A 23,007-nucleotide genomic window follows, 5' to 3' on the forward strand; every position below is an offset into this window, starting at 1 on the left:
AATGCACAGCGGGCTTGTGCCCTGCTGCCTGCCTACTTGAAACTTGCTCCGACCAGTCCACGGGTGGCGGCAACGAGCTTGATGGGGTCCGTTGAGCCGGTCGGCGGGACATAGACGGCCATGGACTCGGCAAAGTTCAGCACCATGCCGGTGGTGGTTTCCTTGCCTCCGGCAAGCGCAGCTGCGTCGTCACCGATGGTGAGCTTGTCGCCGGAAGCCTTGGGAGTGCCGTCGAACGCGAAGTTCAACCGACCCAAAACCAGGGCACCGCCGTCGGCCGTTCGGAACACCACTGTGCTTTCCGGCACGACTTTGTGGGTGAAGGAGAAGTTGCCGTTCTCACCGGACTTGACCACTTCAGCCTGGTAGGAGAGTGTGTCGGCGATGTACGGCGAAGACTCACCTTCCACCAGCTTGTCCTTGAAGCTCGAGTCAGGGGAGCTGAGGCGGTCTGCCAGGCCCGCTAGGGCCTCCTCCCCGCTGTACAGCAGGCCGGTCTTGTCGTTCGGAGCCAGGGTCTCCGTGCCACTCCTGCCGATGGACGGGAACGTGGTCCCCGGCTGCAGCGGGGTGGTTTCCACGAGCTTGTAGTTCTCCCGCGGTGACGGCTGTACCAGGGTCAGCAGCTGGGGCACCACGTTGCCGTCGCCCTGGGTCACGGCCAGGACCTGGCGCGGCCAGTCACGCTTGCTAGTGACAACGGTGGTAAGCAGCTTCGTGGAGCGAACGGGCATCCGTGCCTCGTAGGCACCCACCTGGGAGCGGATCTTGTAGTTCTGGGTCCGTACTTCCAGCTCGGTTCCCGCGACGCGATCGGCCAGCTTGCCGGCGTCCTTGGCGGCGTCGCCGGCGTCAGTGGCACTGGAGACCTGCTCCAGGATGCGGCGGAACTGCGCGTCCAGGAGGACACGCGAGGATGGAGCGGCCGCTTCGGAGGCGGAAGCTGTGGGCTCCGATGAAGGCGCAGGAGTTGTGGTTGCGTTGGCGGCCGCGCCCGTTCCGGCTACGACGGCTGCCGTGACAGCTGCTGTGACCATGCCTGCACTCACCATGCCCAGGCGGGCCGTGGAGCGTGTCTCGGCCTTGGCGCGGGCCCGCTGGGCGAACAGGCTTCCCTGGCCGGTGCCGTCGCCGTTCCGGGTTCGTGCAGAAAGGATAGCCAACGCAATGCCGGCGAGGATCAGCAGGCCGCCGATGACCATCAGCGGAATGGCCCACGGCGTGGAGATGTCGTTCGGGAACGTCATCGACACTGTGCCCGGGGCAGCCTTCGTGCCGTCAGAGGCCAGCAGCAGCGACCATTCACCGTCCGCGGGAGGGGTCCACGAGTAGTCCAGTTCGCCACTGGCGTTTTCGCTGGACACCCACAGGTCTGATCCTGCGGGGTTCGGGGCTGTGGCTTCGCCGTCGGCGTGCTCCACCTTCAGGGACTTGTTGTCTTCGGAGACCCCCGTGACGGTGTTGTGGGCGGCCTGGCCCACCCATGCGTCAACGTCGTCCGGACGGCCGGCAGCGAGGATGAAGTTGCCATCACCCTTGATGTTGATCTTTACCGTGCCGCCGTGAAGCGTGCGGAGGTTCTGGTCAATGACGGTCAACGGCGCCTCGGCGGCATCTGTGGGTACCGAGGCCGTGAAGGTCTCGGACGGAGCCCAGATGGTCTTCTGGCCGATACCGGCCAGAAGTGTCAGGAGGCCGAGCAGCACGAGTGCGACTGCAGTCTTGAAACGCAAAGGAAACACCTATCATCAGCGGGGGTTTGCTTTCAATAGTAACCGTTTTGTTACCAATAGCTCAGTCGGGGGCCTGACGCGCGCGTCCCAGCCGCTCCTGGACAGGCGATCCTCCCGGCTGTTGACAAGGCTGCTGATAGTGTTTGCGATGATCATCACACCGGCCCGCAGCCGCGGCGCCACGCACGGAACAGGCCCCAAAAAGCAGTGACTGACAAGACGGAAGAATCCCCCGCGGGACAGGAAAATCCACCCGCTGTCCCCGCGCAGCGTACGGGGCCGGAGCGGCCTGTCCTGGTCCGGCGATCAGGCGCCGCGGCTGCCTTGGGATCCGTATTACGAAGGCTCCGCCAGCCGCTGCCCGGTGCGCAGCCCCGGCTCCGCTTTGAGATGCCTCCCGAGTATTCACAGCAGGAAGAGTCTGCCGACTCCGATTCGGTGCAGTCACCTCCGCAGTTTGGCCAACCAGGTCCACGAATCTCGCCGCAACACCCGCTCTACCTCGGGTTCATGGGCACAGTGGGCGTGGGGCTGGCGCTCTTGGTCTACTGGATCGGCTCCAACACCACCCAACTACTCCTCTGGATAGTTGCCGCCCTCTTCATTGCCCTGGGCCTGGATCCGGTGGTCGGCTGGCTTGAAAGCAGGAAAATTCCGCGCCCTGCCGGCATCCTCGTCTCGGTGTCAGTGCTGGTCACCGCGGTGGTGGGATTCTTTGCCACCCTGATCCCCACCATCGTGGAGCAGGTCACGGAAATCGTCCAACAGGCACCGGTCTGGGTGCGCGATTTTATAGATTCGGACTTCTTCCGAAGCGTGGATGACCAGTTCGGCGTCCGGGACCGCATCGAGGACGAACTGGATAAGTTCGTCAATAACCCCGAGGCCATGGGCGGCATCTTCGGTGGGGTGGTGGGATTCGGCTCAACGGTGGCCAACGGGCTGTTCGGCACCCTGATCGTCCTGGTGCTGAGCCTCTACTTCCTCGCGGCGCTCCCGGCCATGAAGAAGTGGGGCTACCGCCTGGCACCCCGGTCGCGCAGGCCGCGCGTGCAGGCGCTCTCCGAAGAAATCACGCGCTCGGTGGGCAACTACGTCATCGGACAGGCGTGCGTCGCGCTGCTCAATGCCACCTTCGCGTTTGTGGTGATGTCCATCCTGGGCATCCCGTTTGCCGTCCTGCTCGCCTTTGTGGTGGCTCTGCTGGCATTCATCCCGCTGGTGGGCGGACTGATTGCGGCGGTGGTGGTGCTCCTGGTGTCGCTGACGGAGGGTTGGCAGACGGCCGCGATTTACGCGATCTGCTACTTCGCCTACCTGCAGTTTGAGGCGTACTTCATCTCCCCGCGCATCATGCAGAAGGCCGTGGCAGTGCCGGGCGCCGTAGCCGTTATTTCCGTGATCGCCGGCGGCAGCGTGCTGGGCATCCTGGGCGCCCTGATAGCAATCCCCACCGCAGCCGCCATCCTCCTGCTGGTCAAGGAGATCTATATCGTCCGCCAGGACAAGCACTAGGCCGCAGCAGTGGCTGCCGGGCCGTCCCATTCCTGAGGCAGGCCTTCCGGGCCGGATCCAGCCTCCGTAACCTCATCCACGATTTCGTTAAGTACCCGCGCGGCGTACTTTTCGCCCACCCACAGGTGCTTGGCGCCGTCGACCCCCACAACGCGGGCCTGCGGTACCAGCCGGAAGCGGTCCGCCGCGGCCTCGGGCCGCAGATAATCATCGTGTTCGGGCACCAGCACTGTCAGGGGTTTGCCGCTCGCCGCCCAGGCACCCAGGTGGGCATCCGTTGCCCGGTGCAGCGGCGGGGACAGCAGCACTGCCCCTTCGACCTGGGAGGCCACCGGTTCTACTGCGCCGTACATCAGTGCGAGTTCGGTGCCGAAGGACCAGCCCACCAGCCACCGGTTCGGGAGCTGGCGTTCGACGGCGAAGCGGACGGCCGCCTCGACGTCGAACCTCTCGCCGATCCCCTCCTCGAAGGCTCCCTCGCTGGTGCCGCGGGGAGAAGAGGTTCCGCGCGTATTGAACCGCAGCACCGCTACGCCCGCCAGTGCCGGAAGCCTGTACGACGCTTTCCGGTACACGTGGGAGTCCATGAACCCCCCGTGCGTGGGCAGTGGGTGAAGCGTGATCAACGTCGCGGTAATCTCTCCGGACTCGGGCAGCGCCAGTTCCCCCACCAGGGTGTGGCCGTCTTCGGTGCGCAGCTCAACGTTTTCGCGCCTCGCGGGGAGAACGGTGGAGGCACGAATGGGTGCAGGGCCAACAGGAACGGTGAACTCGTACGACGCCGGATCAAAAGTCATGCCTGCCAGCTTAGCGACTTTGCGCTGCCGGGATTGTCCCCTGACGGCCACCGGTTTACCGGTCTGCTCAGCGGTACCGGTAGCTGCGTGACATCCAGCAGTTCGTGTGCCAGTGGCGGCGCTCGGCCAGGCCGGCGGCCGCGCCGAAAAGGTGGTCATCCTTCCACACCACCAGGTGCGCAATCCCGGGCAGTACGGCCGTGGAGCAGCCAGGACAGACGTACGTCTTTTCCGCGTTCCGGGCCGTCATGGTCCGGACCATCCAGTCGCCGTCGGGGGCGCTTTCGCGGCGGGCAATGCCCGCCCGTGCCCGCTCCAGGTCGAGTTCCGGGACCTCGCCGTTTCCCTTCTTGCCTGCAGCGGCGCCCGGTTTTCCGGAGGCAGGGCGGCGGGGGCGGTTCGAACGCGGCATGCCTCCATTCTGCCCCAGCCCCGGTAGTGTGTACGGCGTGCGACTTGTCATAGCCCGATGCTCCGTTGATTATGTTGGCCGGCTCAAAGCCCATCTCCCCCTTGCCACCAGGCTCCTGCTGGTCAAGGCTGACGGGTCGGTGCTGGTCCATTCCGACGGCGGCTCCTACAAACCGCTGAACTGGATGAGCCCGCCGGCAACTTTGCGTGTGTCTTCCCCGGAGGACGTTGATCTCGAACTGGGAGTCACGGAGCAGTGGACCGTCCAGTCCGCCAAGACCGATGACCGGCTCATCATCAACATCCATGAGCACCTCCACGAGTCCTCCCATGACCTTGGTGTTGACCCGGGCCTGATCAAGGACGGCGTTGAGGCGGATCTCCAGCGCCTGCTCGCGGACCAGATAGAAACCCTCGGTTCCGGCTTTTCACTGATCCGCCGGGAGTATTTCACCGCCATCGGCCCGGTGGACATCCTGGCACGCGACGCCAGCGGGGCCACCGTGGCCATCGAACTGAAGCGCCGCGGCGATATCGACGGCGTTGAACAGCTCACCCGCTACCTTGAACTCCTGAACCGTGACCCGCTGCTGGCACCCGTCCGCGGCATCTTCGCCGCCCAGCAGATCAAGCCCCAGGCCAAGGTCCTGGCCAATGACCGCGGCATCGACTGCGTCACCTTGGACTATGACGCCATGCGCGGTGTGGACGACAGCGAATCCCGGCTTTTCTAGGCACTTCAGTACGGCGAATCCGGAGATGCGGCCGTTACAAGGCCCTGACGAGGGGTTTAACGCTTGTTTTACGCAAAATTTACCGGATTGGCTGTCTGGACCGTTGACCTGAGGGTAGTGACATGAAATTCTTATCTGAGTCTTTGTGTAGGTGTTTTTCATGCTCGCAAGACATGTTGCGAGCGCGAAGCTCCTGCAGGGCCAGTTCCTAGGAACGGCAATCCAGGATTCTTCTCGCGGAGTGACCAAGGCCAGCACGAGGTGTGCTGGACTTAAAAGTTCCATTATGAGGAGAAATAAATGGCACAGGGAACCGTCAAGTGGTTCAACGCTGAAAAGGGCTTCGGCTTCATCACCCCGGATGACTCCGATGGCGATGTCTTCGTTCACTACTCCGAGATTCAGACCGGTGGCTTCAAGACCCTCGACGAGAACCAGCGTGTTCAGTTCGAAATCGGTCAGGGCGCCAAGGGTCCCCAGGCTACCGGCGTGACGCTGGTCTAGTCCCTCGCCTGCCGGCCGCACGTGTGCGGCCCCCGCGAATTAATGATCCCCGGCATGATTGCCGGGGATCATTTTTGTTATTTACCAAAAGCCAAATGTGGCGGGCCTTCCGTTACGGCATTCCCCGAAGACTTCCCCAGTCATAAATGTTTTGTCCCACCATGGGACCGCTTGTCAGTTCACCAGTTCGCGGAGGAGCCTGGCGCCCTGCCGCAGGGACAGCCCCGGCAGGTACGCCCTGGTGAGCGCCCTGCCAATTGCTGGAAGGTGCAGCGGGTCCTGGTAGTAGAGGTACAGAGTGCGGTACTCCGGCTTGAAGCGTGACTTGAAGGCAGCCAGCGAACGGAAACCATAAACCGGCTCGAGCGCATGTCCGACCACATCCAGGATGCGGACCAGGTTCTCCGCATGCACCGGGCCGGGCTGGCCGCTCCCCTGCCCGTCCGCTTCCCCGCTCGCCTGCCCATCCTCCGGGCGCCGCGCCAGCGGAGATCCGGACAGCGAAATGACCTCCACCGACTTTCGTAGCTCCAGCACTGCCGAGGCAATCAGGAACTCCATGACTCCCGGGAACCCGCCGGCTCCGCGGCGCATGACGTCCAGCGTGCGGCTGACCAGCTTGCCGCCGTCGTACACGGGAAGCCAGCTGGTCACCCCATGTACGTTGCCGTCCCTGTCAACGGCAAGGCAGCACAGCACGTCGTCGTCCATCAGCTCATCCAGCCCGCCGAGGGTAAAGCCCATTTCGGGGACGGACTTTTCGGCCGCCCATTCCTCCGATACTTCGCTGAGCTGGCCGCGCAGTGCCTGTGGCAAACCGTGATAGCTCCCCCAAACAGCGGTGACGCCCATTTTCGCTGCACGGTTCAGGGCGGTCCGCACGTTCTGCCATTCCTTCCCACGGAATTCCAGTTCGCGTACCGCAAGCCTGGTCTCTTGGGCAACCGCCACCCGGTGGAAGCCCCGGTCCTGCAACGGTGGCCAGAGGCTGGAGTCGCAGGAATAGAACGCGGGAATGAGCGCATGCCGGCTGCAGTGTGCAAGGAAGCCTTCAGCAACACCGGAACGCGAGGCCCGCGCGCCAAAGGGTCCGGCAAGGGTCAGCGCGACGCTACCGTGCTGCTGGTACGCGACGGCACCCCTATGATCCGGGCTGAACCAGTACACGTTGGGTTCCCACAAAGCCATCCAGGACAATGAATCGCCGCCCTCCTGCAATAGCCCTCGCACCCTCGCCCTGTCGGACGCGCCGGCATCGCTGCCATGGTGCCGCCCCAGCAGTACGAACCAGACGCCGGCCAGGGCGATCACCCAAAAAACGGGACCGGAGAAGGCGAAGATGAAGGACTCTGCGCCGTCGCGGTCTGCGAACACCCTGCGATAAAGGTTGGGGATGGGCACGGGCAGGTATTGCCGCGACAGTTCAGCAAGCAGTCCCAAGGGGCCGCCGTCGCGGGTCATTCCGCCCGCGCTGAGCCACGCCGCACTGTAGCCCCCGGCCAGCAACAGCAGGGCCCCGCCCAGCACAGCCATGAGCGTTCGGCGGGCTTCGGGGACGGTCTCCACCCTGAACTGCCTGCGGTTGGCCCACAGCACGGCGGCCAGCAGCAGGGGCACCGTCACGAGTGGCAGGATGTGTGCGAAGCCTGACCCCATCGCCGCCGTATGCGGCCGCGACGGATAGTGCGGGATCAGCGCAAAAAGCGCCAGGTAGACGGCCGCCAGCGCTGTGACGGCCAACTGGATCACCAGCGTGATGCGCAGGGCAAGCCGCCGCCCGCGGCGCATTCCGTCCGCGCAGATCAGCAGCAAGATGACGGGAACGATCGCCAGGGCCAGCCCCACCGGTCCTGCGAAACCCTGCCGGCCCGCCTCCAGGCAGGATGCCTCAACCGTGGAACCGCAATAGGATTCCAACTGGCTCAGCGTAGGCAGAGGATTCAGGACTACGTCGCGCAGCAGGGCAAGGGGACCGGTGGGGGTCCTCGCCACCGCCGTAAGGATGGGTCCAACGGCAAAAACGGCCACCGTCAGGGCGAGCAGGTTGCGCGTTTCGCGGCCTGTGGAACGGTGCCGGTGCAGGTGGCCGTGCTCGCCCTGGATCCACCAGCCGGCGACGAGGCCAAGGAGTGCCCCCAAGAAACCAATCACTGTTTCCGGGTGGCCAACATAGAGCACAAGGAGAAGCGACACCGACACCAGCCCCGTCCGCAAGCGCCTCTGCCAGAGGACTGCGAGCCGGCCGCTCGCGGCGAGGCCAACAGCGAGAACGGCGGCGTAAGGGCCGATGAGGTGGCTGTCCGCCATCAGGCCCAACCAGCCATCGCCTGCGTATCTGGCCACCTGGGTGATCAGGAGGAAGAGAGTTACAGAGCCGAACTGGCCGGCGGCAAAGAACACAGCAGCCTGCAGTGTCCCAAGTTTTCGCTCGGCGAGTCCCAGCAGCAGAAGGATCATCAGTGATGCCGTCAAATAGGCCAGCGGGTTGGTGGCGAAAAACATCGACGTAAACAGCGACCACCACAGGCCCGACTTCAGTCCCGGCCCGCTGACGCTGGCGAGGTCCAGCATGGTTTCCGGCGGACCGGCAAGATAGCTTCCGGTCAGGGCTCCGGTCAGAATGAAGGCCCCCAGGACGCCCAGGGTGAAGGGAATCGAGCTGAGGCGCGCCTTAGAGCGCTGCCACGCCGGCCGGCCCACAGTGGCCCAGGCGAGCGAGGCCGTCCGGACATCGGTTCGGGCACTCATGACCTGATACCCCAGCGGGCGGCCAGGAACGCAAGCCCGTCCGCCATCCCGCGGGACGGCGTGTCCCAGGAGTGGCCGGCATGCTGGACTTGCGTGGCTTCGACAGTGAAGCCGGCCTTCCTGGCAGCCTCGGCCAGGGTGTCCATGTATTCCACAAATTCGGGGTCCCGCTCCCCCGCTGCGAAGTACACTGCTTTGGCGTCAAACCGCTGCTGGTTCATCCTGGTCAGCGGGGTCTCGCGCTCAAAGGCAGCGGTGTCTCCGGCATACGCCGCGTCGATGGTTTTCTGCCGTTCCTTGGCAAGGGCCGGTTCGAGTTCGCTGGAGAACGCCAGCACGGAGCTGTAAAGATCCGGGTGGCGGGTGCCCATCTGCAGGGCGCAGGTTGCGCCGAAGGAAAATCCGCCCGCAGCCCATCGCCCGTGGTCAGGGTCCACATCCAGGGTTGTGTTGATCCATGCCGGAAGGTCCACGGACAGGTAGGTGTCCGCCCGGGCTATCCGGCTGTCCAGGCACAGCGTATTAGCTGACTGTGTCCCGTTGGGGTCCGCCACCACGACAACCGGTGCAATACCGCCGTGGCCGGAGGCAAACGTGTCCAGGTGTGTCCTCAGTGCGCCGCCGGTGAGCCAGTCGGCTGGACCGCCCGGCTGTCCGGAGAACAGCACCAGGACCGGAAGCGCGGGCCTGTTGGTGGCGAAATAGGCCGGCGGCAAGTAGATGTAGGCCTCCCGCGTCTCCAGCCCCGAGGCCGTTCCGGGGATGGTTGCCTTTCGGAGGGCGCCCTCGTCAGGCACCTCCCCCTGCGGGGCCCAGCCTGCCAACGGCACGGGAGAGGGGCCGCCAGGCTGGCGAGTCAGGGTAGGCTCCAGAGCCGGGATCCGGGCCAGCGCGGTGCCCATGAGGTCGCTGACTGTCCGGTTGAGGCCAAAGTACGCGTTGATCTGGACTCCGGACAACAGGAGCACCAGCAAGAAAGCAACAATACCGGCGCCCCGCGCCCGCTGGGTGGACCGCGGCAGGCGGATCAGCGCCAGGATCAGGGCGGCTACAGCTGGAACCGCCCAGAGCAGGACGTCATCCGGAAGGTCCTCCGGGAAAGTCGAAAAAACGTCGATCAGCGCCCAGTGCACCAGGCCCACTACGGCGAAGCCGCCGGCAACGGAGACCAGGACTGAGAGCCACCATGGACGCGGTCCCTCGGCTGCGGGGCGCCACAGCAGGTATACGGCTGCAGCCGCCCCCAGTGCCGAGGCGGTCCAAAATACCGGTCCGTCAGTCAGCCGGACATCAGCAATGAAGTCCACGCCGGCTAGCGCCAGGTTCCGACACCGATGACCGGCCCGGCTTCCAGCCAGGATGAGAGCCCGGTGTAGGCATCGAACTTCATGGCCAGCCGCAGGTCCTGGCCCTCATAACGCAGTTCCACAATTACGACGTCGGGCTGGACTTTCACGGCCTCTGCTTCGGTCGGCTTGCGGCGGCCAAGCAACTCAAGGGAACTTCGCTTGAACTTATGCTTGGGCCGGACACTGAGGGAGAGCAGCCGGAACCACTCAAGGTCGTTGTCCTGATAACGACAAACCCCCATCTGCCAGCTGTTTCCAGCTACGCAAATGGAGGCGTCCACCGTGCCCAGGGCACGCCGCAAATTGAAGCGGCGCACCCCGGAAAGGCACAGTGCAAATATCAGCAATCCAAAGGCGATTGCCATGGCGATGAACGGAAGACTCGGTGCGTCCATCAAGGTCGTGCTAGCGGATCCCAGCAGTAGCCGCGTCACCCAGCTGGGCGTTGTCAGCAACAATAACCACGCGGTTGTTGTCGACGGAGAAGAATCCGCCGTCAACAACTACGGCAATACGGTCACCGGAAACCGGCTGGATGGCCAGTTCACCTTCGGCCAGGATCGCCAGCAGGGGCGAGTGGCCGGGCAGGATTCCGATCTCACCATCGCTGGTGCGGGCCTTGACCATCGTGGCCGCTCCGGACCAGATAAAACGGTCCGCTGCGACAATCTCAACCTCAAGCTCAGCCATATTACTTGGTCTGTTCCTGGATCTTGGCCCACTGGCGCTCAACATCATCCAGGCCGCCGACGTTGAAGAACGCCTGCTCTGCGATGTGGTCAAGGTCGCCGTCGCAGATCGCCGTGAAGCCTTCGACGGTGTCCTTGATGGAAACCGTGGAGCCTTCGACGCCGGTGAACTGCTTGGCGGTGTAGGTGTTCTGGGACAGGAACTGCTGGATGCGGCGTGCACGCGACACGACGATCTTGTCCTCTTCCGAGAGTTCGTCAACGCCGAGGATGGCGATGATGTCCTGGAGTTCCTTGTTCTTCTGCAGGATCTGCTTCACGCGGACAGCCGTGTTGTAGTGGTCCTTGCCGATGTACTGGGGATCCAGGATTCGGGAAGTCGACGTCAGCGGGTCAACGGCCGGGTACAGACCACGGGAGGCGATTTCACGGGAAAGTTCCGTGGTCGCGTCGAGGTGTGCGAAGGTCGTGGCCGGGGCCGGGTCGGTGTAGTCATCTGCGGGAACGTAGATAGCCTGCATCGAGGTGATGGAGTGGCCCTTGGTGGACGTGATGCGCTCCTGGAGGAGGCCCATTTCGTCCGCAAGGTTGGGCTGGTAGCCCACAGCCGAAGGCATGCGGCCGAGGAGGGTGGAAACCTCGGAGCCTGCCTGAGTGAAACGGAAGATGTTATCGATGAAGAGCAGCACGTCCTGGTTCTGGACATCGCGGAAGTACTCCGCCATGGTCAGGGCCGACAATGCCACGCGCAGGCGCGTTCCCGGCGGCTCATCCATCTGGCCGAATACAAGGGCGGTGTCCTTGAGGACTCCAGCCTCTTCCATTTCCACCCAGAGGTCGTTGCCCTCGCGGGTACGCTCGCCCACACCGGCGAATACGGAGGTACCACCGAAGTTGCGGGCAACACGGGTGATCATTTCCTGGATCAAAACGGTCTTGCCCACGCCGGCGCCGCCGAAGAGGCCGATCTTTCCACCCTTGATGTACGGGGTGAGAAGGTCGATCACCTTGATGCCGGTTTCCAGCATCTCGGTGGAGCCTTCAAGCGAAGCGAAGGCAGGAGCCTTGCGGTGGATGGGCCAGCGTTCGCTGATCTCCAGTTCCGACTCGGCAACGTCGAGGGGCTGGCCCAGGACGTTGAAGATGTGGCCCTTGACGCCGTCGCCAACAGGCACGGAGATCGGGGCGCCGCTGTCCACCACGGACGTGCCGCGGACGAGTCCGTCGGTAGCCTGCAGGGAGATGGCGCGGACGAGGTTGTCACCCAGGTGCTGGGAGGTCTCGAACGTGATGGTCTTGGTGACACCGTTGAGGGTGATCTCCGTGGACAGGGCATTGTAAATCGACGGGATTGCGTCAGCCGGGAATTCGACGTCGACAACCGGGCCAATAACACGTGCAATACGGCCGGTGGCACCGGACGTTGCGGCTACGTGTTCGGTAGCAGTGGCAGTCATCTCTCTCACTTCACTCAGTAGATGGCGTGGGGTTAAGTTTATCTGTTGTGGTGCAGGTCCCGCGGGAACCGAAAATGCCGAAGGCTAGGACGCGAGGGCGTCGGCGCCGGCAACGATTTCGGAAAGCTCCTGCGTGATTTCAGCCTGGCGGGCCGTGTTGCGCAGACGTGTGTACTTCTTGATCAGGTCCGTCGCGTTGTCGCCGGCGGACTTCATCGCCCGCTGGCGCGCAGCAAGCTCGGAAGCTGCTGCCTGCAACATGGCTGCGAAGATACGGGATTCGATGTAGCGCGGCAGCAGGGCATCAAGAACCTGCTCCGATTCCGGTTCGAATTCGTACAGCGGCAAGAGCTCCGATTCCGAAGCGGCCTGCTCTTCAACGACCTCGAGCGGGAGCAGGCGGATGACCGTCGGCTCCTGGGTCACCATGGACTTGAAGCGGGTGTACACAACGTGGATTTCATCCACGCCGCCCTCTTCGTAGGCCGTTGCGAAATCCGTCAGCAGCGCTTCCCCGACTTCCCGCGCAGTGGCGAATTCAGGGGCGTCAGTGCCGCCGGTCCAGACCCGCGCATACTCGCGGTTCCGGAACTCGTAGTACGCCTGTCCCTTGCGGCCGACGAGGTAGGTCTTGACTTCCTTGCCTTCAGCATGGAGCAGCTCGTTGAGACCTTCCGCCTGCTTGAGCACACTTGCCGAGTAGGATCCTGCCAGGCCACGGTCCGAGGTAATTACCAGGACTGCGGCACGGCGGATCTGCTCCGGCTCAGTGGTCAGCGGGTGGTCGATTTCGCTTTGGCTGGCGACAGCAGAAACGGCGCGCGTGATGGCGTTCGCGTAAGGCAGTGAAGCTGCTACGCGCGCACGGGCCTTGCCGATGCGCGAGGTAGCGATCAGTTCCATCGCCTTGAAGATCTTGCGCATCGACGTGGTCGAGCTGATCTTCTGGCGGTAGACCCGAATCTGGGCTCCCATACTTATCCTTTCCTAAGATTCCGTAGACCGGGTGCGCCGGACCCGTGGGTCCGGCGCACCCCGTTCAACGGAACTAGCGCTTCTGCTTGACGATTTTTTCCTGGTCGACTTCGCCCTCGGAGATAGCATCATGCTCCTCGTGGCCAGCCCCTACCAGGCGGTTGTCACCCTCGCCGAAGAAACCCTTTTTGAAGTCCACGATGGCGGTCTTCAGTGCTTCTGCGGTGTCGTCGCCCAAAACGTTGGTCTGTGCCAGCGTGGTGAGGATCGAGGACTTGTGCTTGAGGTGCTCCAGGAACTCGGACTCGAACCGGCTGATGTCTTCCACCGGCACGTCGTCGAGGTATCCGTTAGTGCCTGCCCAGATGGACACAACCTGGTCTTCGACCGGGAACGGCGAGTACTGGCCCTGCTTCAGCAGTTCCATCAGGCGGGCGCCACGGGTGAGCTGCTGGCGCGAAGCTGCATCCAGGTCCGAGGCGAACATGGCGAAAGCCTGCATGTCGCGGTACTGGGCCAGGTCCAGCTTCAAGGTACCGGAGACCTTCTTCATGGACTTGACCTGGGCAGCGCCACCAACGCGGGACACCGAGACACCAACGTCAACAGCGGGACGCTGGTTGGCGTTGAAGAGGTCCGACTGGAGGAAGATCTGGCCGTCGGTGATCGAGATCACGTTGGTCGGAATGTAGGCGGAAACGTCGTTTGCCTTGGTCTCGACGATCGGCAGGCCGGTCATCGAACCCGCACCGAGCTCGTCGGAGAGCTTGGCACAACGCTCCAGCAGGCGGGAGTGCAGGTAGAAGACGTCACCCGGGTAGGCTTCGCGTCCCGGCGGGCGGCGCAGCAGCAGTGACACTGCGCGGTAGGCTTCGGCCTGCTTGGACAGGTCATCGAAGATCACCAGGACGTGCTTGCCGCCGTACATCCAGTGCTGGCCAATGGCCGAACCGGCGTAAGGGGCCAAGTACTTGAAGCCTGCGGGGTCGGAAGCGGGAGACGCCACGATGGTGGTGTACTCGAGTGCTCCGTGGTCCTCAAGGGTCTGGCGGACTGCTGCGATGGTGGAAGCCTTCTGGCCAACACCGACGTAGACGCAGCGAACCTGCTTGGAGACATCTCCGGAAGCCCAGTTGGCCTTCTGGTTGATGATGGTGTCCACGGCGATGGCCGTCTTACCGGTCTGGCGGTCACCAATGATCAGCTGGCGCTGGCCACGGCCGATCGGGATCATGGCGTCGATGGCCTTGAGTCCGGTCTGCATCGGTTCGTGGACCGACTTGCGCTGGGTGACGCCGGGAGCCTGGAGTTCAAGCGCACGGGTGGTCTCAGCCTTGATCTCACCGAGGTCATCGATCGGCTGGCCCAGCGGGTCAACAACGCGTCCAAGGAACGCGTCGCCTACCGGCACGGAAAGGATCTCACCGGTGCGGTGGACTTCCTGGCCTTCTTCGATGCCCGTGAAGTCACCGAGGATGATGACACCGATTTCGCGGACGTCAAGGTTCTGGGCGAGGCCCAGCGTGCCGTCCTCGAAGCGAAGCAGCTCGTTCGCCATGACCGAGGGAAGGCCCTCAACACGGGCGATGCCGTCACTTGCGGTGGTTACGCGGCCAACCTCTACGCGCTCTGCGTTTCCGGGTTCGTAGGACGCCGCGAACTCGTTCAACGCATTACGGACGTCGTCGGCGTTGATGGTCAATTCGGCCATCTGCAGTCCCTGCTCTCCTGTTTTCGTGATCATCGTTGCTCACGATGACCGGGGTTTCTATCAGTTAAGTTGTGCTTGTCCGGCTAGCCGGCCAGTTGGCGGTGAAGCTGGCCCAGACGGGAAACAACGGAAGCGTCAAGCACTTCGTCGCCTACCTGGACACGGATTCCGCCGATCAGTGCAGGATCAACGTTGATGTTGACCTTGAGCTCGCGACCATACAGGGAGTTGAGCCCTGCCTGGAGGCGGCTGAACTGCGTCTCCGTCAAAGGACGGGTGACGCTGACCGTTGCAATCCAGCGCTGCTGCCGCTTGGCCGCCAGCTCGGCGAACCGCGCCACCAGCCTGGTCGGCTTCAGGCCTCGGGGCTGCGAGACCGCCTGGCCGATGAGGACTTTGGCTTCCTCGCTTGCGCCAGGAACCAGCCTTTCGGTGAGGGTGGTCTTTGCAGCACCGCTTGCCTGTGGTTCGGACAGGGCACGTTGTACCTCGTGGCTGGAGGCAACGGCCTGGTTGAAGGAGAACAGATCGTTCTCCAGCTCTTCCAGCCCAGAGATTCCGGAGGCAGAAACGGCAGACTTGTTTTCAGCGACGGCGATGACCACCGTTGCGGCAAGAGTCTCGAGTGCATCGCCGATATCTCGTGCCGATGCCCAGCGCAAACTGGCCAGTCCGCCCGCGATATCCGCAGCATCAGCGGAGACTTTCCCGCCAAACAGCTGCTTGACCAGCGCCGACTTTTCGTCACCGCTACGGGACGGGTCAGTCAGGGCGCGGCGCAAGCCAGCCGAGCTGTCCACCGTTCCCAGGATTCCGAAGAGTTCCTTAGCCAGCTGCAGTGAGGCGATGGGAAGCTTGGCTTCCAACGCGGTCAGTGCCGTGGCCAGCGATCCGCTCGATACACCTGCCATTACTGAGCTGCACCTGCGTTCTGGTTCTCCAGATCTGCCAGGAAGCGGTCAACGACGCGAGCCGAACGCTCGTCATCGGTGAGTGCTTCACCAACAATGCGTCCTGCCAGGGTGGTGGCGAGAGTGCCCACCTCGGAGCGCAGGGACACAACTGCGGCCTGGCGCTCCGATTCGATCTGCACGTGTGCCTGAGCGGTGATGCGGGCGGACTCTGCAGCCGCCTTTTCCTTTAGGTCAGCAAGGATCTGAGCGCCTTCTGCACGTGCTTCCTCGCGGATGCGGTTGGCTTCTGCGCGGGCGTCAGTCAGCTGCTGCTTGTATTCCTCGAGTGCAGCGGAGGCCTCAGCCTGGGCCTTTTCAGCCTTCGCGATGCCACCTTCGATGGCCTCGGCACGCTCTGCGAATGTCTTCTCGAACATCGGGACAATGAACTTGACCACGATGTACATGAGGACAGCAAAGCCGACGAGGACGACGCCCATTTCCCAGACATTGGGCATCAGGGGGCTGGTTTCACCCTCTGTGGCGGCTGAGATGATCAGCTGATTCATAATTCACCCGTCCTTATCTACTCGGTTCTGGATGTTCGCTTGTTCTGAAGTCAGACTAGAGAACGAAAGCGAAGACCAGGCCGAGGATGGCGAGGGCTTCAGTCAGCGCGAGGCCGAGGAATGCGATCGGCTGCAGGACGCGCTGTGCTTCCGGCTGACGTGCTACACCGTTGATGTAGGCAGCGAACACGAGACCCACACCGATACCACCGCCGATTGCGGACAGACCGTAACCTACGAGGTTGAGATTGCCTTCCATTTTATTCCTTTCAAGATGCCATCTGTGTGGCAGGTTGTTTGGTTTGCTTCATCCCCGCAAGGGGAAGATTTTGGGAGCCTAGTGGCTGTCCGCGTGCAGAGCGCCTTCGATGTAGATGGCGGTCAGCAGGGTAAAGACGTACGCCTGAAGCGCCATGATCAGGGCTTCGAGCATGTACATGGCGATGGCGCCGACCAGGACCAGGACCGAGGTGCCCTTCAACAGGAGGTTTTCCTGCATCACGAGGTACTCGATGCCGGAACCGGCAAGCATCACGATGAGGTGGCCGGCCAGCATGGTGGCAAACAGACGGAGGCTGTGCGTGACCGGACGAACCAGGAAGTTGGAGATGATCTCGATCGGAACCACGATGGGCAGGATGTAGAACGGGACTCCGGACGGCACGGTGGCCAGCTTGAAGTACTTGATGCCGTTCTTCTTGATGCCGATGGCAATCCAGGTGAAGTAGACGATGCCCGCAAGGACATACGCACCGCCGACGTGCGAGAAGCTCGGAAGCTGGATCACGGGGATGGCGCCGTAAATGTTGTTCACGAGAATAAAGAAGAAGAGGCTGAACAACAGCGGGACATACTTCATAAAGTCTTTGCCGCCGATAATGTCCTTGGCGATGCTGTTACGCACAAAGCCGTAGGCCATTTCACCAGCGAACTGGAGCTTGCCGGGGACAAGCTGCTGCTTCCGTGCAGCTAGCAGAAAGAATGTGGCGATAATGACGACCGACAGGATTACCAGCAGCATCTGCTTGGAGAATCCGTCTGCCGCCCCCCACGGCAGGATTGCCGGCAGGTGCATTTCTTCAATTCCAGGAGGAGTGAACTCTCCTGAATCTTGGGCCGGGAGCGCAAGCGCGATCAACGCGTTTCCTCTCTGCAGTGTCCATCATTGGGCGTTGGTCGGGGATCCGCGGATTTGCGCTCCGCTGTTCCCCGTGTGAAATTATTTGGCATTAGTGTTTCCGTCCGCGGACGGGCCGCTGTCTGCGCCGCTCTTACCGGCTGTGTTTCTGAGACTGGTAAGGCCATGCATGTGGGAAAGATAAAATCCTCCGACAGCTCCAAGCAGAGCGCCTGCGAGCACGATCCAGCGGGTTCCCCACAGATTATCCAGACCCCACCCTATCAAACTCCAGACGATGATTCCGCCAATTATGTAGCTGAAGACGGCCATCCCGGCGTTGTATCCGCCGTCGTTGTTTTCAGTGGATACACCGGGTGCGGAACCGGTTACCCGAGGCTTTGACGGGCCCCTGTTTCGCTTCCGGTCAGACATCGCGTGGTTCCTTGGTCTCGGGGTCGTTGTAGATCTGCAACCGTGCCTTGCTAAAGCCGTAGATCTCCGCACCCTGCCAAAGTACGACGGCGGCGACGGCCCCGATCAGGAACCATCGGCCGTGAAGCCACTCCGGCGCACCGATAAGGAACAGGACGACGGCGAACCCCACGACTTTGATGAAATATGTCGCAACAAAGACGCCGATGGCGCCCGATGGATTGCTGCGCCCGACGAAATGGCCCACGAGGAGGCTGATGCCGAAGAACAGCATCACCAGCAATCCGCCCAGGACAGCCGACAGGGCACCACTCACGCCGTCCAGGAATGCCGCAACCACGGAACACAGGACCAGGCCTGCCCCAGCGGCCAGCGAGCTGAGTACAAGAAGGCGGAGCCACAGTGACCGGGTGGGACCGGAGACACCAACGGGTCCGTTGCCGGACACGGGTCCGGAGTCGGCGTTGGAGGTCATATGATCCCAATCGTCGGTACCAAGGCAAGGAGCCAGGGGCGTGGTGGAGGTCAGCTTGAGCTGCCCCTAAATTCTACACGAGATAGAAATATTTCCGAACGCCGTTACGCCGCGGGTTCCTCTTTCCTTCGCCGCAGGTACGGCCACGCCGTCACGAGGCCCATCACCAGGGTGGCGAAGAGGTCAACAGAGAGCACGATCTGCCACGGGAACACTGCAAAGGCCAGCCCTCCGAAGGACAGGATGGCGGTCCACAGATACATGAGGATCACCACCGTCCGGTGCGAATAGCCGATATCAAGCAGTTTGTGGTGGAGGTGCCCGCGGTCCGCCGACCACGGGGAACGTCCGCGTGCCGTGCGCCGAACAACGGCGAGGCCCAGGTCAAGCAGTGGGAGGAACAGTACGGCGAAGGGCAGCAGGATGGGTATCACGGTGGAGATACCGTTGGCCCGGTCATACAACCCTGACGTGATCTGTCCGGTGGAGACAATACCCGCGGAGGCCATGAGCAGGCCGATGAGCATGGCACCGGAGTCCCCCATAAAGATCTTGGAAGGGAACCAGTTGTGCGGCAGGAACCCTATGCAGCTGCCCACCAGGACCACCGTAATCAGCGTGGCGAGGTCCGATTTGTCCAAGATGACGGATGTGCGGTGGACCCAGTAGGCGGTGAAGAAGAACGCTGTGCCGCCGATGATGGCCACGCCGGCAGCCAGGCCATCAAGGCCGTCGATGAAGTTGAAGGCGTTCATGGTGGTCACGATCAGCCCCGCGGTCAGCACCACCCGAAGCATCTCATTTTCCAGGGTGATCGGTTCCGGTACCCAGGGAACAATCGTCATCTGGACTCCCCAGATGGCTACCACCAGGGCTGCCGCACTTTGCCCGATGAGCTTGACCCACCAACGGATGTCCAGCAGGTCATCGGCTATACCTACCAGCACGATCAGTACGGCTCCGGCGAGGATTCCCCACGGGGAAAAGTTGTTCCGGTAGATGTCCTTCACGAAGAAGGATTGGCTGGCCACGATCAAGGCCACCATCACACCAAGGAAGATAGCCACGCCGCCCAGCCGTGATACCGGCGTCGAATGCATGTCGCGGCTGCGGATGGGCATGTGGAGCTCGAGCCGGTTTCCGATAACCCGGGCACCCCAGGTTGCCGAGTAGGACACGACGGCAGCCGTCAAGCCCATGAGCAGGTACATAATCATGCGATGGCGGCCATTTCGTCAGTTCCTGCCGTAGCTCCTGGAGCTACGGCAGTGCTGGGGCTGGGCAGCCACAACAGCGGCTGTTCCGTGGTCGATGGGCTCACTGGCAGGGGATCTGTTCTTCGATAAATGAAACTTCTCCGTCGCCGGGCGCGCAGCAGGCAGTGCATTTTTTTCTTGTACGCAGTGCCTTACACGGCTGTATTACAGTGGACTCTAGTCAAAGATACTAGCGCCAACGGCTTCATGGCTTCGCGCCACACGGCGCACTGCGAGCGGGGAATTCCCTGTCAGCCATGCTGAAAGGAAGTCCATGACCCCCCGTATTGCTGTTGCTGCGGTGACCTTCGACCGTCACCGGGAGCTGTCCACCTTGTTGGACGCCATCAACGCCCAGTCCGCATCCGTGGACACCATCTGCCTGGTTGACAGCGGCACCAACCCCGCACGCGACGTAGCCGGTAAGCATTCCAACGTGGACTATGTCCGGTCCGAGGCCAACCTGGGCGGCGCCGGCGGCTTCGCCCTGGCGGCGCTCAAGGCCGTCGCAAGCGGCGCAGACTGGATCTGGATGATGGACGACGACGCCGAACCGGCTGACCCGGAATGCCTGGCCACCCTGCTTCGCGAAGCTGAAGCCCGCGATCTGGAGGCCGTGGTACCCCTCGTTGTCGCGCCGGGCCAGCCCGACCGGCTGTCGTTCTTCTTCCGCCTGGACGGAAAAGTCACCCACGACCGCGCCGAACTGGAGAAGGTCGGTTTCCTGTTGGATGACGGACATTTCTTCAACGGCGCGTTGATCCGCTCAGACGTCTTCTTCAAGGTGGGCCTGCCGGACATGCGCCTCTTCATCCGGGGCGACGAAGTGGACTTCACCATCCGGCTCCGCAAGGCGGGCATCCGGTTTGGCACCGTCACAACCACCGCCATCACGCACCCCCACGCCTTCGCCGAAACCAAACACGTCTATGGGGCCGGCTGGCATGTCATCGTGCCGGAGTCGGCCTTCAAGCGGTATTACTACTACCGCAACCGCGGTTATCTGATCCGCCGGTATTTCCGGGTCAAGTCCTTCGTGGCCGACGTCGGCGGCTACGTTGGCTATTTTGCGCAGCGCCGAGACCTGCCCGGGTTCCTGGACTGGGCCAGATCGTTTACCACCGGGCTGCGGGCCAAGGGATTTGCTCCGCTGGAAGAGCAGAAGTTCTAGGACGTCCGCCTGAGGCGGCGCCGTGCGAGCAGCCACAGCAGGACCCACGGCTCGCCAAAGACGCGGTAGGCCACCCTGCGCGGGTGCAGGACCAGGCGCCAGGCCCATTCGAGCCCCAGCCGGCCCAGCCAGCGGGGTGCCAGCTTCTGGATTCCGGCGAGCTGCTCGATCGCCCCGCCTACGGCGCAGTAAATGGCCGGCGGCAGGGTATCCAGCCTGCGCTGCAGCACTGATTCCTGCAGCGGCATGCCTAGTCCCAGGAGCACCAACTGGGGACGCTGTTCGGTGAGCCAGGCGGCGGCGGTGTCCTCGACGTCGTCGTTCCAGCCTTCGCCAGGAAAGCCTGAGACCGTCGCGGACGGGACAATGCCCTCCAACCTTGCTACGGCCTTCGCGTTGGCCTCGGCGCCGGCGCCGACCACTGCGATCCGCTCCAGGCCGGCCAGCCGCCCCAGGGCGGGAATCCAGTCCGTTGACCCAAGCCGGTACTCCATGACCGGCCCGGAAGCCTGCCCGGTACGGCCCCAGAGCCACAGCACTGGCGCTCCGTCCAGAAGCACAACGTCGCTGTCCTCGTAGAGGCGGCGGAAGCCGGGATCCGAATGGGTCAGTGTCACGCTATGCAGGTTATGGCCGACGACGGTCCTTGTGCTGCCGTCGTTAACGAACCCCTCAAGGACATCAATCAGTTCGTCCACCCTCAGGGGCGTGGCATCAACACCGAGGACCGGAATGGCCTGGCGGAGCAGGGTCATCAAGCGTTCGGCTCCTGTTTCGGACCGGTTGGCTCCCCCGCCGTTGCGCCTGTGGGGGCTTCATCCAGGGTGGCTTCAGCCAGGGGGACTTCATCCAGGGGGGCCTCATCCACCTCAGAGTCGCCTACTGGCGTCTCGTCTGCAGGTTCCTCGGCCATAGGGATCTCACCGAGCCCCAGCACCCCTGGAACGTGCTCGCGCAACTGTTGGAGGGTCACGGCGCCGTTCCGGACCACCCGGAGCAGCGGACCGGTGGCATCAACAATTGTTGAGGGAACACCCTCAGTGCCCTCAAGCGGCCGGAATCCGCCTTCAAGGTAGACCTCCACGGACTCAGCGAGCTGTTCCCGCGCCTCGGCGGCGGTCTGGGCCGCAGCATGGCCGGTACGGTTGGCCGACGACACCGCCAGCGGACCGGTCAAGGTCAGCAGTTCCTGTGCCACTTCATCTGCGGGCATCCGGAGGGCTACCGTTCCCTTCGTGTCGCCGAGGTCCCAGTCCAGGGACGGCTGGGCGTGCAGGATCAGCGTAAGTCCGCCGGGCCAGAAAGCTTCAGCGAGTTTGCGGGCGTCCGCCGACACGTCTGTGGCCAGACCGTCGAGGGCATTGATCCTGGGGATGAGGACCGGCGGCGGCATGCTGCGGCCGCGCCCTTTGGAGACCAGCAGCATGGTGACAGCCTGCGGCGAAAAGGCATCGGCAGCGATCCCATAGACAGTGTCCGTGGGGAATACGACGCATTTCTGTTCGCTGATGGCACGCTGGGCATGTTCCAGTCCCAGGGCGCGCTGATCGTCTGACGTGCAGTTATAGGTTGTGCTCACTGCCTCATTCTTTCATCACTCGTGGTCCAGGCCGGAAAGCACCGCGCTGGTGGCCCGTTCCTTGCCGTTGAGATCCAGGTGCGTGGTAATTCCGGTCCACACACCGGACCGCGACAACATCGCCTTGATCCAGCCGGCCTGGACCTCAGCATGTTCCATCACGAAGTAGCCCCCGGGAACCAGCAGCCGCGCCGCGGAAGCTGCCGCCGCCGTCGGGAGTTCCATGCCATCCGCTCCCCCGCCGTACAATGCTTCCGGCGGATCGTGGAGCGCAACTTCCGGCTCGTTGGGAACGGCTTCGGCCGGGATGTACGGCGGATTCGAAATGACGACGTCGAAAGTTCCGTTAAGTTCGGGAAGCGCGTCGCGCAGGTCCCCCAGGACGAGGTTCACACCGAGGGGAGCGAGGTTCTTCGCCGCCCACGCGTGCGCGAACGGGCTGTACTCCACGGCATGCACGTCCGCGCCCGGAACCTCATGGGCAATGGAACCGGCAATCGCGCCGGAACCTGTGCCCAAATCCACAATCCGCGGGTGTTCCATGCCTTTGACGTGGTCGATGACCAGCTGGACGACAGACTCGGTTTCGGGCCGTGGGATGAAAACGCCAGGTCCGACGGCGAGTTCCAGGTAGCGGAAGTGCGCAACGCCCGTGATGTGCTGGAGTGGGGTCCGCTGCGCGCGTTCGGCCACGAGGTCCGCGTAGCCCTCCGGCGCCGGGGAGTTCCCGAGCATCATCGCCCGGAGCCGGCCGAGGCCGACGCCGAGCAGGTGTTCGGCGAGCAACTCGGCGTCGACACGGGGACTGGGAACTCCGGCTTGCTGCAGTATGGTGGTGGCCTCACTGACGGCTGCCGCGAGGGTCCGCTCCGAACCAGTCATCTCTTGG

The 23,007-nt window shown here is 63.1% G+C and carries 24 protein-coding genes; 4 read left to right on the forward strand and 20 right to left on the reverse strand.

Annotation, left to right across the window (positions count from 1 at the left end):
- Nucleotides 1-32: 32 nt before the first annotated feature.
- Nucleotides 33-1,733 (reverse strand): hypothetical protein, encoded by a 1,701-nt coding sequence (locus tag V9L17_RS16295; protein ID WP_337352169.1) that lies wholly within the window; start codon nt 1,731-1,733, stop codon nt 33-35.
- A 207-nt stretch (nt 1,734-1,940) separates the two neighbouring features.
- Here V9L17_RS16295 and V9L17_RS16300 point away from each other — a divergent pair, with 207 nt between their 5' ends.
- Nucleotides 1,941-3,248: an AI-2E family transporter gene (locus V9L17_RS16300; protein WP_376044095.1), complete on the forward strand. Its 1,308-nt coding sequence runs from the start codon at nt 1,941-1,943 to the stop codon at nt 3,246-3,248.
- Here V9L17_RS16300 and V9L17_RS16305 read toward each other — a convergent pair.
- Nucleotides 3,245-4,045, reverse strand: coding sequence for an alpha/beta hydrolase (locus tag V9L17_RS16305; RefSeq protein ID WP_337352170.1), 801 nt, complete (start codon nt 4,043-4,045; stop codon nt 3,245-3,247). The two genes, V9L17_RS16300 and V9L17_RS16305, sit on opposite strands and share 4 nt — an antisense overlap.
- Before the next feature lie 67 nt (nt 4,046-4,112).
- On the reverse strand, nt 4,113-4,457 hold the full coding sequence (locus V9L17_RS16310; protein ID WP_337345862.1) for an ATP/GTP-binding protein: 345 nt from the start codon (nt 4,455-4,457) through the stop codon (nt 4,113-4,115).
- 37 nt (nt 4,458-4,494) lie between these two features.
- On the opposite strand from V9L17_RS16310, the gene nucS reads away from it, so the two are divergent.
- The gene (nucS, locus tag V9L17_RS16315) at nt 4,495-5,190 is read left to right on the forward strand and encodes an endonuclease NucS (protein WP_337352171.1); all 696 of its coding nucleotides are present in this window, start codon (nt 4,495-4,497) and stop codon (nt 5,188-5,190) included.
- 300 nt (nt 5,191-5,490) lie between these two features.
- The gene (locus tag V9L17_RS16320) at nt 5,491-5,694 is read left to right on the forward strand and encodes a cold-shock protein (RefSeq protein ID WP_011692441.1); all 204 of its coding nucleotides are present in this window, start codon (nt 5,491-5,493) and stop codon (nt 5,692-5,694) included.
- Nucleotides 5,695-5,868: 174 nt separating this feature from the next.
- Here V9L17_RS16320 and V9L17_RS16325 read toward each other — a convergent pair whose 3' ends face one another.
- From V9L17_RS16325 to V9L17_RS16390, 14 genes are all read right to left on the reverse strand, one after another.
- A complete protein-coding gene (locus tag V9L17_RS16325) occupies nt 5,869-8,442 on the reverse strand; it encodes a bifunctional lysylphosphatidylglycerol flippase/synthetase MprF (protein WP_337352172.1) in 2,574 nt (857 codons plus the stop codon).
- Complete coding sequence (locus tag V9L17_RS16330) at nt 8,439-9,749, reverse strand: alpha/beta hydrolase (RefSeq protein WP_337352173.1); 1,311 nt, start codon at nt 9,747-9,749, stop codon at nt 8,439-8,441. Before V9L17_RS16330 ends, V9L17_RS16325 begins: the two co-directional genes overlap by 4 nt.
- A gap of 5 nt (nt 9,750-9,754) precedes the next feature.
- A complete protein-coding gene (locus V9L17_RS16335) occupies nt 9,755-10,186 on the reverse strand; it encodes a DUF2550 domain-containing protein (protein ID WP_131131696.1) in 432 nt (143 codons plus the stop codon).
- A gap of 10 nt (nt 10,187-10,196) precedes the next feature.
- Nucleotides 10,197-10,481: a F0F1 ATP synthase subunit epsilon gene (locus V9L17_RS16340; RefSeq protein WP_131131695.1), complete on the reverse strand. Its 285-nt coding sequence runs from the start codon at nt 10,479-10,481 to the stop codon at nt 10,197-10,199.
- A 1-nt stretch (nt 10,482) separates the two neighbouring features.
- A complete protein-coding gene (gene atpD / locus V9L17_RS16345) occupies nt 10,483-11,937 on the reverse strand; it encodes a F0F1 ATP synthase subunit beta (RefSeq protein ID WP_337345858.1) in 1,455 nt (484 codons plus the stop codon).
- An 84-nt stretch (nt 11,938-12,021) separates the two neighbouring features.
- Complete coding sequence (locus tag V9L17_RS16350) at nt 12,022-12,912, reverse strand: F0F1 ATP synthase subunit gamma (protein ID WP_337345857.1); 891 nt, start codon at nt 12,910-12,912, stop codon at nt 12,022-12,024.
- 73 nt (nt 12,913-12,985) lie between these two features.
- A complete protein-coding gene (atpA, locus tag V9L17_RS16355; RefSeq protein ID WP_337345856.1) occupies nt 12,986-14,623 on the reverse strand; it encodes a F0F1 ATP synthase subunit alpha in 1,638 nt (545 codons plus the stop codon).
- 83 nt (nt 14,624-14,706) lie between these two features.
- Nucleotides 14,707-15,534: a F0F1 ATP synthase subunit delta gene (locus tag V9L17_RS16360; protein ID WP_337345855.1), complete on the reverse strand. Its 828-nt coding sequence runs from the start codon at nt 15,532-15,534 to the stop codon at nt 14,707-14,709.
- The gene (locus V9L17_RS16365) at nt 15,534-16,085 is read right to left on the reverse strand and encodes a F0F1 ATP synthase subunit B (protein WP_337345854.1); all 552 of its coding nucleotides are present in this window, start codon (nt 16,083-16,085) and stop codon (nt 15,534-15,536) included. The genes V9L17_RS16360 and V9L17_RS16365 overlap by 1 nt, the downstream gene beginning before the upstream one ends.
- Before the next feature lie 55 nt (nt 16,086-16,140).
- Nucleotides 16,141-16,344, reverse strand: a complete 204-nt coding sequence (gene atpE / locus V9L17_RS16370; protein WP_009356484.1) for an ATP synthase F0 subunit C — start codon at nt 16,342-16,344, stop codon at nt 16,141-16,143.
- Nucleotides 16,345-16,422: 78 nt separating this feature from the next.
- Complete coding sequence (atpB, locus tag V9L17_RS16375; protein WP_337345853.1) at nt 16,423-17,223, reverse strand: F0F1 ATP synthase subunit A; 801 nt, start codon at nt 17,221-17,223, stop codon at nt 16,423-16,425.
- 81 nt (nt 17,224-17,304) lie between these two features.
- Entirely contained in the window at nt 17,305-17,637 is a 333-nt protein-coding gene (locus tag V9L17_RS16380; RefSeq protein WP_337345852.1) for an AtpZ/AtpI family protein, read from the reverse strand.
- Entirely contained in the window at nt 17,630-18,112 is a 483-nt protein-coding gene (locus tag V9L17_RS16385) for a hypothetical protein (RefSeq protein ID WP_337352174.1), read from the reverse strand. Before V9L17_RS16385 ends, V9L17_RS16380 begins: the two co-directional genes overlap by 8 nt.
- A gap of 104 nt (nt 18,113-18,216) precedes the next feature.
- Nucleotides 18,217-19,329, reverse strand: a complete 1,113-nt coding sequence (locus tag V9L17_RS16390) for an MraY family glycosyltransferase (protein ID WP_337345850.1) — start codon at nt 19,327-19,329, stop codon at nt 18,217-18,219.
- Nucleotides 19,330-19,642: 313 nt separating this feature from the next.
- Between V9L17_RS16390 and V9L17_RS16395 the strand changes: the two genes are divergently transcribed.
- Entirely contained in the window at nt 19,643-20,539 is an 897-nt protein-coding gene (locus tag V9L17_RS16395; RefSeq protein WP_337352175.1) for a glycosyltransferase, read from the forward strand.
- On the opposite strand, the gene V9L17_RS16400 is transcribed toward V9L17_RS16395, so the two are convergent.
- Genes V9L17_RS16400 through prmC form a run of 3 tightly spaced genes read right to left on the reverse strand, consistent with a single transcriptional unit; the run spans nt 20,536 to nt 23,000 of the window.
- Nucleotides 20,536-21,294 carry a WecB/TagA/CpsF family glycosyltransferase gene (locus V9L17_RS16400; RefSeq protein WP_337352176.1) on the reverse strand — a complete coding sequence of 253 codons (759 nt, stop codon included), beginning with the start codon at nt 21,292-21,294 and terminating at the stop codon, nt 20,536-20,538. The two genes, V9L17_RS16395 and V9L17_RS16400, sit on opposite strands and share 4 nt — an antisense overlap.
- Nucleotides 21,294-22,118: an L-threonylcarbamoyladenylate synthase gene (locus V9L17_RS16405; protein WP_337352177.1), complete on the reverse strand. Its 825-nt coding sequence runs from the start codon at nt 22,116-22,118 to the stop codon at nt 21,294-21,296. Before V9L17_RS16405 ends, V9L17_RS16400 begins: the two co-directional genes overlap by 1 nt.
- A 15-nt stretch (nt 22,119-22,133) precedes the next feature.
- A complete protein-coding gene (gene prmC / locus V9L17_RS16410; RefSeq protein WP_337352178.1) occupies nt 22,134-23,000 on the reverse strand; it encodes a peptide chain release factor N(5)-glutamine methyltransferase in 867 nt (288 codons plus the stop codon).
- Between the last annotated feature and the right edge of the window lie 7 nt (nt 23,001-23,007).

The organism is Pseudarthrobacter sp. CCNWLW207, assembly GCF_037203945.1.
GTDB lineage: Bacteria > Actinomycetota > Actinomycetes > Actinomycetales > Micrococcaceae > Arthrobacter.